Raw genomic sequence first — 12413 nt, forward strand, 5'->3', positions numbered from 1 at the left:
AATATATTTAAAAATGCAAAAATTCTCTCAAAGAAGAATAAACCTTGTATTTAGGCTTACGATCGTAAATATAGGGTTTGCCATACTTTGTACTATAATTTCTGATAAGTTTGATTTCATTTGGTTGAGAAATTATAATGCTATCAATATTTTTGCATACATCATAGCCGCTTTTTTGGCAAAAAAAGAACGATTAACATCGGCAAGAATTATTTATCTAATAACAAGCAATATTGGTATTGCTATTATCGCATCTTTTGTAGGTAGAGGGGGCAGTATAGAATTCATTTATATGTTTAACATAGGCCTGCCTTTTATTCTATTTTCTTACAGAAGAGAGCGTACTTTATTAATGATATTTACCATATTGCCCTTAGTATTATGGATCTTATTATTTTTAACTGATTTTAATCTTTTTGCTTCAAAAAAATTAGATGTAAATATAGCAAAAGAATTTATATACCCAATTTCAATCATTAGTATGGTGTCTTTGGTATTATTTCAATTGATTTATTTTATATTACTCAACAGTCGTTATTTTGGTGAGATTCGTAAAAAAGAAGTAGAGGCTTTAGAAGCTTCTGATGCAAAATCAAAATTCTTGAGCACGATGAGCCATGAAATTAGAACTCCTTTAAATGCTGTCATTGGTCTTTCGCATATTTTGAGTGATGATAACCCTCGCAAAGACCAAATAGAAAATATAAATGCACTTAATTACTCCGGAAAACTACTACTAAACTTATTAAATAATGTACTCGATTTTAGTAAAATGAAATCTACAAAGATCGAGCTTGATAATATTCCTGCAAACTTATCTGAAGCTATAAAACAGATTAAAAAAATTCATGAAGCTAGCTGTTTCAAAAAAGGAATTTCTCTGAATATAGAAATTGACGATGCGATTCCTTTGGTTTGGTTAGATGTTGTGAGATTTAATCAAGTGCTTAATAATTTAGTTACAAATTCAATTAAATTTACAGATAAAGGGAGTGTCACTTTAAAAATTAGCTCTCAAAATCAAACGAACAAAACAGTAGATCTATTAATAGAAGTCATCGATACTGGTATCGGAATTGCTGAAGATAAACAAGATGGTATCTGGGAAGCTTTTGTACAAGCCTCAAGCACTACAAATCGCTTATATGGCGGAACAGGATTAGGCCTACCCATTGTAAAAAGTATTGTAAAAAGCATGGGCGATGATGTAAAAATAGACAGTCAAGTTGGCAAAGGAAGTCGTTTTTATTTTAATTTAAAATTAGATATCGCATCTGAAAAAGAATTAGAAAAAACGATTGAAAAGAGAACCCATAACTTTCAAGGTAAAACAATCTTATTGGTAGAAGACAACCTCATAAATATAATGGTTGGTAAACAAATTTTAGAAAAGGCTCAATTACAAGTAGAAGTAGCCTACGATGGTTTAACGGCTGTAAATATGGCAAAAAAGAACAACTTTGACGCCATATTAATGGATATACAAATGCCTATTATGGATGGTTATACAGCTGCTAGAGAAATCAGAAAGTTCAATACCAAAATCCCTATTTTAGCACTCTCAGCCTCTATTTTTATGGAAGTTAAAGACAAAATTCATAATAGTGGGATGAATGGTTTTATCTTTAAACCTTTTGACCCTGAAGATTTATTAAATCAAATTGAAGATGCAATACATAATTCATTATAATGTTCTCTTTTTTAAATGAATTGTACCCTTGTATTCTTTGAAATTACTGCAATCAAAAAAAAATAGAAATTATTACCCAAGGAGGATTGACACAATAAATTTATAGACAAATTAAAAAACTATTCTTCATCAACAACATCATTTTTGCGCTCTTTTATTTTACGAGTTCCTTCATACAATTCGTATTTTACAAACTTACAATCTAAATCTGCGTTCTTTAAAGCAATTCTTTTAGAAGTTCTTAAACCAACTGCCTTTAAAGCTTGCACGTCAGAAGTAATTAACCATGCCGTAGAACCTGGATAATTGTGCTTAAGTGTATCTCCAATTTTCTTATAAAATTCATCTACATCTATATTTAAACGCTCTCCATAAGGCGGATTAAACAAAATTGTTGTGTTTCCAAAAACCTCTTTCGTCGAGTTGAAAAAATTAACATGATGTACACCAATAAACTCATCTAAATTGGCATTTTCTATATTGGCCTTTGCTTTCTGAATGGCAGATGGTGCTTTGTCAAATCCCATAATTTTAAAATGAGAAGAACGTATTTTCTTTAATAACGATTCTTGAATTATAAAGTATAAATCTTCATCGTAATCTTTCCACTGCTCGAATGCAAATAACTTTCTATTGATGTTTGCCGGAATATTATTGGCAATCATACAAGCTTCAATTAAAATTGTGCCCGAACCACACATGGGGTCTATAAAATTTTCTTCTCCGGTATAACCTGATAATAAGACCATACCCGCCGCCAAAACTTCGTTAATCGGTGCTATATTTGTAGCGGTTCTATAACCACGTTTATGCAAAGAATCTCCTGAAGAATCTAAAGAAACCGTTAACCATTCTTTCTGAATATGAATGTGGATTTTAACATCCGGATATTTTAAATCTACATTCGGTCTCTTATGGTATTTATGTCTAAAATAATCTGCAATAGCATCTTTAGATTTTAAAGAAATATAATGCGAATTGGTGGTAAAATTTTTAGAGTTTACAACAGCACCAATAGCAAAAGTGCCTTCTGCATCTAAATAGTTTTCCCACTTAATTTTCTGAATAGCATCATACAAATCTTCTTCATCATAAATCTTACAGGTTTTTATTGGTTTTAAAATTCTTACCGCCGTTCTCAAAGCAATATTTGCCTTGTACATAAAGCCTTTATCACCTCTAAACGAAACACTTCGTACAGATTCTTTTACATCTTGTGCTCCTAAATTTTTTAGTTCTTCTGCTAAAACACTTTCTAAACCAAAAAGTGTAGTGGCCGTCATTTTAAAATCTTTATCCATACCCATAAAATTGACCACAAAAATACATTTTTATTCATAGGATTTATAGTATTTAAAATTTTCATTTTTTGAAACGTAAGATTTAGTTACTTTTGCACACTGAAACTCATAATGGTCATTTGATACAGAAGAATCCATAGCCACTAATAAAGTTATTAAAAACCAGATTATTACAAATTTTACAAAAATGAAGACTAAAGACTGGTTTACAGATTGGTTCAATACTCCTTATTATCACATTCTTTACAAAGATAGAAATGATGCGGATGCTCAGTTATTTATGAAAAATATAACCACATTTTTAGCATTGCCAAAAACTACGCATATTTTAGATTTACCTTGCGGAAAAGGTCGTCATTCAGTTTTTTTAAATTCACTTGGATATAACGTTACTGGAGGTGATTTGGCTGAAAATAGTATAAAAATTGCCAAACAATTTGAAAACGATACTCTAAAATTTAAAGTACATGATATGCGGCAAGCTTTTAACAATCAATATGATGCCGTTTTTAATTTATTTACAAGCTTTGGCTACTTTGAGGACGATCAAGAAGATCTCTTAATTCTTAAAAATATCAAAGAAGGCTTAAAAAATGACGGTTATTTTGTATTCGATTTTCTAAATGCTCATAAAGTAAAAATGAATTTGGTAAAGCAAGAAACTAAAATTGTAGATCAGATTACTTTTAATATTAAAAGAGAAATAAAAGATGGTTTTATTATTAAAAAAATTTCTTTTTTTGCAGACAACGAGGAGCACTCTTTTATAGAACGTGTAAAATATTTAGATGTAAAAAAAATGACTTCTTATTTGCAAAAAGTCGGTTTTGCAATTACCAATGTTTTTGGAAATTATCGTTTAGAAAATTATGATCCACAAACTTCAGATAGGTTAATTTTAGTAGCAAAATGAGTTATATATTATTAATTGCATCTGTTTTAATGGGTTCTTTATTGGTTTTTATTTTAAAACCGAATAAAAAGTCAGTTCGTTTATTATTAGCTTTTAGCGGTGCTTATCTATTATCTGTTACAATTTTACATTTGTTACCAGAGGTGTATATCGACACTTCTAAAACAACTAAAATCGGAATTTTTATTTTAATTGGTATAATTTTACAATCGGTTTTAGAGTCGTTTTCTAAAGGAGCAGAACACGGTCACATACATATACATTCTGATGGAAAACAATTCCCTTCGCTTTTATTTTTAAGTTTATGTCTGCATGCTTTTTCTGAAGGATTGCCCATTCATCATGCAGGTGAAAACTTGCTATGGGCTATTGTGGTGCATAAAATTCCGATTGCAATTGTACTCACTAGTTTTTTATTAGAAACTAAATATTCTAAAAAAATAGTGTTTACTTTTCTAATTTTCTTCGCACTAATGAGTCCTTTAGGTGTACTTTTGGGTAATAAAATTCCGTTTTTTATTACCTATGCCACAGAAATAACGGCCTTAATTATTGGGGTGTTTCTGCACATTTCTACGATTATTCTTTTTGAAAGCACTGAAAACCACAAATTTAACTTACAAAAGTTTATTGCCATTCTTCTAGGGGTAATTTTAACCCTGTTTACTCTATAGATTTTACTTATATTTAAGTATTTTAAAATCACTACTTATAGGTATAAAATTGTTTCAAATATTTGTGATATTTGAATGTATTAAAAATTAATATTGATGAAAGAATTAAAATTTAAATTGATTACGCCAAAAGAAGAAATTATTTTTAAAAAATTATTAAACTTCTATTTAGCTGATAAAAATCAAAAGCACAGTTATGTAGATAAAAAAGGTAAAAAATTTAAAATAAAAACTCCTCTACCCAATAATAAATTTAGAGTAGAAAAAATATTCTTATATGAAGTTATTGGAAATGACTGTATTTTTATACACATAACTGATGATAAGGGAATTCCTAGAAGATATGATCATAAAGTTTTTATTGGAGAGATAACATTTAACTTAGCAGATATTGAGTTTCATTCGGATAGAAATGATTTAATTAATTATGATGAAATTAAAGTTATTATTTATAACAGTACAGATATTTTATCATCTCCTAGCGACCTACCTATTTATAGTTCAGATATTTTTGACATTGACAAAAAGGCTACTTTACCCGATGAGACAGGAAGTGGAGTAATCGTTGAAGGACCATAAATGAAAATAATAAAATTAAAAAAAATAATTATACTGCAAATCATTTTATTCTTGATTTGTAGTGTCTCATACAGTCAAAATACTAAATTAGATTCCGCATATTTTTATTTTAAAAAGGCAAAACAATTTAATTTTGAAAACAAACATTTTATAGCATATAATAATTATATAAAATCTCTTGATATCTATAAAACATTAGATTTGAAAGATAGCGTTGCAAAATGTAATTTAGAATTATTTGAACTAATTAAATCTCAAAATAATTTAAAAAAAGACTCCAAACCATACTTAGACGATTACTATGATTACGCATTAAAAAAAAAGGATTCTTTTGGATTGCTAAAAGCGGTAAATAGATATGCACAATATTTTTGGAATGCTGATTCTGTTTACCTTTCTAAATCTTATTATTTAAAAGCCTTACAACTAACCAACAATAAAAAACTATCAAAATATAAAGTAAGTACCTATTCTAATTTAGCGCATTTGCATACTGAAAAATATCCTGACACTGCTAAATATTATTTTGATAAAACATTAAATTTAAAAGATTTAATGAATAATAGGCAATTGGTTGGAACCTATATAAACTATTCAGCATTTTTAAAAAATCAAAAACAATACAATCAAGCTTTTGCATATTTAAAAGAAGCAGAAGCTATAGAACTTAAACAATATCAATTAAAATATAATAAAATAATTTACAGCGACTTTGCCAATATGTACAAATTACAAGGCAATTATAAAAAAGCCTACCAATATTATGAAAAATATAATATTGCTCGAGATAGCTTAAACAATACTGCTCAAAATGTAGCGATATCAGATTTAGATAAAAAGTATAAAACCGCAGAAAAAGAAAAAGAAAACTTACAATTAAAACAAGAAAATATAGCTATAGAACAAGAAAAAATTAAAAATCAAAACTTTCTTATTGCCACAATTCTTTTACTTATTTTAGTGAGTATCATCGCTACGCTAATTATCAAAAACTCCAAAAGAAAGAGAGAACTTGCAGAACAAGAGAAAAAGCTAGAAACGCAAAAAAATCTAACACTCCTAAAAGAACAAGAAATAACCACCATAAACGCAATGGTAGATGGTCAAGAAAAAGAACGAAAACAAATTGCAGAAGATTTACACGATAATTTAGGTTCTATTTTAGCAACTTTAAAATTACATTTTGATAATTTAAAAATTAATAGAGAAAAGAAAAAAATTAATCAAGATGAACTGTTCAATAAAACAGAAAAACTAATCGATGATGCCTATTTAAAAGTGCGTAGCATAGCGCATGCCAAAAATGCAGGAGTGATTGCAAATAAAGGGTTGCTGGTTGCTGTAAAAATGATGGCAGAAAAAATATCCTCTGCAGATAAACTAAAAATAGAAGTGATTCATTTCGGTTTAGACAAACGTGTAGAAAATAATTTAGAACTCACTGTTTTTAGAATCATCCAAGAATTATTAACTAATATAATTAAACATGCAGAAGCTCAAAACGCAACCATCAACATTTCTCTATATGATAAAAACCTAAATATTATTATTGAAGATGATGGAAAAGGTTTTGATATTAAAAAAGTTAATTTACAAAACGGAATGGGCATCAGCTCCATAAAAACGAGAATTGAACATTTAAAAGGAACTTTTACTGTTGATGCAACTATAGGAAAAGGAAGTGCTATACTTTTAGATATTCCTATTGTGTAAATAGGAATATTAAGTTTTTAAGTATAATAAATCCATTATTTTTATTTTTTTATCATCCAAGTTACTGAAATTCCATTTCGAACTATTGGTGCAATAACATATGATATTTCCACCATCACACCCTTTTAAATCACTGAAAATAATAAACTTAACCCACTAAAATTTATGGCCATTCTTTTAGTGGTAATTTTAACCCTACTTACTCTATAGATTTTACTTATATTTAAGTATTTTAAAAACCCTACTTGTAGGTATTTTAAATGTTATCTATTTTGTTGATATTTAAAATTAATTTAAAAACTAAGTAAATGAAAAATCAGAAGTATAAGATTGCCAAATCTTCAACAACAGACAATAATGGAGAGTTTGATGATCTGTTTTCCTTAAAATATGCTCCACATAGCAGAATTTTTTCATATGAGCAAAACGAAAAATTAATTCTAGTCTATTTTTTATCACATGCAAACACTAAAATTGATGAGAATATTACTTTTCTTAAAGATCCTCTTGGATTTCAAATTGTTATTAGTACTACTGAGCCAGAGAGTAATAAAGGTGATGTAATTGCTGTGCAAATAATAATAAAATGTGACAATTATAATGAAGTTGTAACGCAGATAGATAAGAAAGAAACTATTTTAATTGGTATAAACAATATTATTAATAATTCTATTACATCAGATTATAGATATGGTGGATTATCTACAGATCCGATTCCAGAATATCCGCCAATTCATGGTTTAATAAAATGATATTATTCTTTATGAAATTTTTATTTTTTTTGTTTCCTCTTACTTTATTTTGTCAAACTAATTTATCAGTTAAAAAACTTAATGATTCTATAGAATTAGCCATACAATATAGAGATGGAGAAAAAGCAAAAAAATTAATAGACATGCTATCTTCGAAAGATTTATCTTCTTTTGAAGATAGATTTTTATTAAATAAAAATATCTTTTTTTATCATTTTATACAAAAAGAATTTGATAGTTGTCAACAACAAATTTTAACGATTAATAGATATAAGCAAAAGCTTTCAGAAAGAACTAAAGCAAAACATAATGTTAATATTGCTTTTTTAAAAAGTTCACAAAATAAAATAGATTCTAGTGCAATTTATTTTGTAAAAGCATTAAATTTTTACGAAAAAGACTCTACTGAATATCTTGATAAAAAAACAACTATTTATTCTGGTTTGTACTCACTTTATAGACGAATAGGCAATAAAGAAAAAGAACTAATCTATTTAAAATTATATGTAAAAGAATCAAAAAAAAATAAGTCAAAAAGAAGTATTGCGTATAGCTTAAATAGTTTAGCCGTATTTTATGACAATAATAATGAGCCAAAAAAAGCTTTAAAAAATTTTAGAGAGGCCCTAACCTATATAGAATCAGAAATCGGAGCTCAAGCAATTTATCAAAATATTGGTTCAATTTATTTAAACCACTATAATAATATTGATTCTGCTTACTACTATAATAAAAAAGCTATTAATCAAAATACTTCAAAAAGAACTTTGGCTCATATTCATTATGATTTGTCTATTATAGCAAAAAGAAAAAATGATTTACTACTAGAAAATAATGAACTGCAAAAAGCTTTAAAAAACATAAAATTAGATCCTTTTCAAGAATTAGAGGTTAAGATTTATAAAGATTTATCAGAGAATACTAAAAAACTCAAAAATTATAAGGAGTCTTTACTTTATTTAGAAAAATATGATTCATTGAATAATGTTATAAAAAATCAGTCTTTAATTGAGAAGGTGGAAGATATTGAAATTAAATACCAAACTGAAAAAAAAGAAAGGGAAAATCTTCAATTAAAAGTTGATAAAGAAAAAAATAAAAGTTACTTAATAGTATCAGTATTGTCTTTAGTTTTAATAAGTATCATTGGTACACTAACCTTACAAAACTCTAAAAGGAAAAGAAAAGTCTTAGAACAACAAAAAGAACTCGAAAAGCAAAAAAACCTAACGTTAATAAAAGAACAAGAAATAACCACCATAAACGCAATGGTAGATGGGCAAGAAAAAGAACGAAAACAAATTGCCGAAGATTTACACGATAATTTAGGTTCTGTGTTAGCAACTTTAAAATTACATTTTGATAATTTAAAAATTAATAGAGAAAAGAAAAAAATTAATCAAGATGAACTGTTCAATAAAACAGAAAAACTAATCGATGATGCCTATTTAAAAGTGCGTAGCATAGCGCATGCCAAAAATGCAGGAGTGATTGCAAATAAAGGGTTGCTGGTTGCTGTAAAAATGATGGCAGAAAAAATATCCTCTGCAGATAGCATCAAAATTGAAGTTGTTGATTTTAATCTTGTTAAGCGCTTAGAAAATAATTTAGAAATTACTGTTTTTAGAATTATTCAAGAACTAATGACCAATATTATCAAACATGCTAATGCAAAAAATGTTACGATAAATATTTCTTTATTCGATAAAAATTTAAATATTATAGTAGAGGATGATGGCGTAGGCTTTGATATAAATACAGTTGAGCTAAATGATGGTATGGGGATCCATTCTATAAAAACAAGGATTCAGTATTTAAAAGGTACTTTTACTATTGATACAACTTTGGGCAAAGGAAGCTCCATAATTATGGATATTCCGATTCTATAAATACCTACATATAGGTATTTTTAAAGCATACACCATTTCTTATCTTTGAAAAAAATAGTGAATGATAACAATAATAATGGCAGAAGACCATCAAATGTTAATTGATGGGGTAAAATCTTTCTATGAGTATGATGAAGAAATAAGCATAATTGACACAGCAAACAATGGTGATGAATTGGTGAAATTAGTCACTTTAAAACAGCCTAAATTAGTGATAACGGATATTAGAATGCCAGTAATGGATGGCATTCAAGCCACAAAAGCCATCAAAAAAAAATTTCCTCATATTTATATTTTGGCAATGACCATGTTTGATCAACCAGATGCTATCAAACAAATGATTGATGCAGGTGCAACTGGTTATATTTTAAAGAATTCTGGAATAAAAATGCTCTCAAAAGCAATATTTGCGGTCACCAAAGGAGAAACTTTTTTTGATCCAAATGTGGCTTTTAACTTTATGAATGATTATATCGATGATAATGTTACAGTCGGAGAATCTCAAAACATCATTTTATCAAACAGAGAAAAAGAAATTTTACAACTAATTGCAGATGGAAAAACTTCTAAAGAAATTTCTGAAAACCTATTTATTGCCAAAACAACAGTAGATACTCACCGAAAAAACATGATTAGAAAATTAAATTTAGCTAATGGAAATGAATTAATTAAACACGCAATTGAAACGAAATATAAGTTTTAATTCCCTACTTCATTAAAAAACTTAATTCGCATTAAACGCAATTCTTCTTCATCATAATCACCATCAAATTCATTCAGCGCTTCTTCAATATCATCGGTTTCAGCTTCCATAAAGTACTCATAGATTTCCTCTTGTTGCTCTTCATCTAATAGTTCGTCTAAAGCATAATTGATATTTAACTTTGTGCCTGAAAAAATAATTACCTCCATCTCTTTAATCAATTCATTCATTTCTAGACCTTTTGATTTAGAAATATCTTCTAATGGTAATTTTTTATCTGTATTTTGAATAACAAACAATTTTAAACCTGAATTTAAACCCGTACTTTTTACAATTAAATCATCTGGTCTTAAAATGTCATTTTCATCCACATAATCAGAAATTAATTTCACAAAATCTTTACCAAATTTTCTTGCCTTGCCCTCTCCTACGCCATGAACCGTGGCGAGTTCTGGTAAAGTAATTGGATATTTTAAAGCCATATCTTGCAAAGAAGGATCTTGAAAAACAGCAAATGGAGGAACTCCTTGTTTAATGGCTACTTTTTTTCGTAAACTTTTAAGCAACAGCACTAAATTTTCATCGGCTATACCTCCTAAAGATTTAGCATTTGTTATGATGACATTATCATTTTCTGCACTATAAGAATGATCTTCCGTCATCATAAACGAGGTAGGATTTTGAATATAATAATCCCCTTCTTCTGTTAATTTAACAACGCCATATTGCTCTATTTCTTTTTTAATAAAATGAACTACTAAAACTTGGCGAATCAAAGCCATCCAATAAGACGCTGGCTTATCTTTACCAATACCAAAATAAGATTGTAAATGTGTTTTATGTGAGGTTAGTAATGCGTTTTCTTTTCCTATTATTGTATTGACTATTTCTTTAGACTTGTATTTCTGCAGTGTTTCTTTAACCACTTTTAAAAGTATAACAACATCATCTTTCGCTTCATGTTTTTTCTTCGGGTTTCTTGAGTTATCATCCATATCTGCTCCTGCACCATTTATTTCGTCAAAATCTTCACCAAAATAATGCAACAAATATTTACGTCGATTCATAGATGTTTCTGCATAACCCACCACTTCTTGTAATAAAGCATGCCCTATTTCTTGCTCTGCAATTGGCTTACTCGCCATAAATTTCTCTAATTTTTCGATATCTTTATAAGCATAAAAAGCCAAACAATAGCCTTCACCGTCGTCACGACCTGCCCTACCCGTTTCTTGGTAATAGCTTTCTAAACTTTTAGGAATATCATGATGAATTACAAAACGAACATCAGGTTTATCAATTCCCATTCCAAAAGCAATGGTTGCTACAACAACATCACAATCTTCCATTAAGAACATATCTTGATGTTTTACTCTAGTTTTAGCATCTAAACCAGCATGATAAGGAACTGCTTTGAGACCATTTACCTGCAAAACCTGAGCAACTTCCTCAACTTTTTTACGGCTTAAACAATAAATAATACCAGATTTACCTTCTCTTTGTTTTACAAAACGAATAATATCTTTCTCAACTTCTTTTGTTTTCGGTCTTACTTCATAAAATAAATTAGCTCTATTAAAAGAAGCTTTAAATCTATTAGCATCTGTAATTCCTAAAGTTTTTAAAATATCTTCTTGTACTTTTTCAGTGGCTGTCGCTGTTAAACAAATAACAGGAACCTTATCGATAGCACTAATAATGTGTTTTAAATTCCGGTATTCTGGTCTAAAGTCGTGACCCCATTCAGAAATACAATGCGCTTCATCAATAGCCACAAAAGATATTTTTTGTGTCCTTAAAAATGCAACATATTCTTCCTTAATCAAAGATTCTGGCGCAACATACAACATTTTTGTAATACCACTTGCGATATCTGCTTTAACGCGCGCGATATCCGTTTTATTTAAGGACGAATTTAAAACATGCGCTACGCCGTGTTGTTCAGAAATACCCCTAATGGCATCAACTTGATTTTTCATCAAAGCTATTAAAGGCGAAACCACTATAGCAGTACCTTCTGCCATTAAAGCAGGCAATTGATAGCATAGAGATTTACCTCCGCCTGTTGGCATTATCACAAAAGTATTATGATTGCTTACGATACTTTTTATTACTTCTTCTTGTAATCCTTTGAACTTGTTAAATCCAAAAAATTTTTTAAGAGGACCATGTAAATCCATTCAATATAAATTTTGTTAA

At 28.6% G+C, this 12413-nt stretch carries 10 protein-coding genes; 8 read left to right on the top strand and 2 right to left on the bottom strand.

Annotation, left to right across the window (positions count from 1 at the left end):
- Positions 1–13: 13 nt before the first annotated feature.
- Entirely contained in the window at positions 14–1690 is a 1677-nt protein-coding gene (locus tag K8354_RS08565) for an ATP-binding protein (protein ID WP_223447256.1), read from the top strand.
- 119 nt (positions 1691–1809) lie between these two features.
- Here the strand turns inward: K8354_RS08565 and K8354_RS08570 are convergent, their stop codons facing one another.
- Positions 1810–2991 (bottom strand): THUMP domain-containing class I SAM-dependent RNA methyltransferase, encoded by a 1182-nt coding sequence (locus K8354_RS08570; RefSeq protein WP_223447644.1) that lies wholly within the window; start codon positions 2989–2991, stop codon positions 1810–1812.
- 187 nt (positions 2992–3178) lie between these two features.
- Between K8354_RS08570 and K8354_RS08575 the strand changes: the two genes are divergently transcribed.
- From K8354_RS08575 to K8354_RS08605, 7 genes are all read left to right on the top strand, one after another.
- Positions 3179–3904, top strand: coding sequence for a class I SAM-dependent DNA methyltransferase (locus K8354_RS08575; RefSeq protein ID WP_223447258.1), 726 nt, complete (start codon positions 3179–3181; stop codon positions 3902–3904).
- Positions 3901–4578 (top strand): ZIP family metal transporter, encoded by a 678-nt coding sequence (locus tag K8354_RS08580; RefSeq protein WP_223447260.1) that lies wholly within the window; start codon positions 3901–3903, stop codon positions 4576–4578. The genes K8354_RS08575 and K8354_RS08580 overlap by 4 nt, the downstream gene beginning before the upstream one ends.
- A 96-nt stretch (positions 4579–4674) precedes the next feature.
- Positions 4675–5157 (top strand): hypothetical protein, encoded by a 483-nt coding sequence (locus tag K8354_RS08585; RefSeq protein ID WP_223447262.1) that lies wholly within the window; start codon positions 4675–4677, stop codon positions 5155–5157.
- Complete coding sequence (locus K8354_RS08590) at positions 5158–6870, top strand: sensor histidine kinase (protein WP_223447264.1); 1713 nt, start codon at positions 5158–5160, stop codon at positions 6868–6870.
- 308 nt (positions 6871–7178) lie between these two features.
- Positions 7179–7622, top strand: coding sequence for a hypothetical protein (locus tag K8354_RS08595; RefSeq protein ID WP_223447266.1), 444 nt, complete (start codon positions 7179–7181; stop codon positions 7620–7622).
- 11 nt (positions 7623–7633) lie between these two features.
- A complete protein-coding gene (locus K8354_RS08600) occupies positions 7634–9511 on the top strand; it encodes a sensor histidine kinase (protein ID WP_223447268.1) in 1878 nt (625 codons plus the stop codon).
- Positions 9512–9572: 61 nt separating this feature from the next.
- The gene (locus K8354_RS08605) at positions 9573–10214 is read left to right on the top strand and encodes a response regulator (RefSeq protein WP_223447270.1); all 642 of its coding nucleotides are present in this window, start codon (positions 9573–9575) and stop codon (positions 10212–10214) included.
- Here the strand turns inward: K8354_RS08605 and K8354_RS08610 are convergent.
- Positions 10211–12394: a RecQ family ATP-dependent DNA helicase gene (locus K8354_RS08610; RefSeq protein ID WP_223447272.1), complete on the bottom strand. Its 2184-nt coding sequence runs from the start codon at positions 12392–12394 to the stop codon at positions 10211–10213. The genes K8354_RS08605 and K8354_RS08610 overlap by 4 nt on opposite strands.
- Positions 12395–12413: the final 19 nt, after the last annotated feature.

The sequence above is a fragment of the Polaribacter litorisediminis genome, from assembly GCF_019968605.1.
GTDB lineage: Bacteria > Bacteroidota > Bacteroidia > Flavobacteriales > Flavobacteriaceae > Polaribacter > Polaribacter litorisediminis.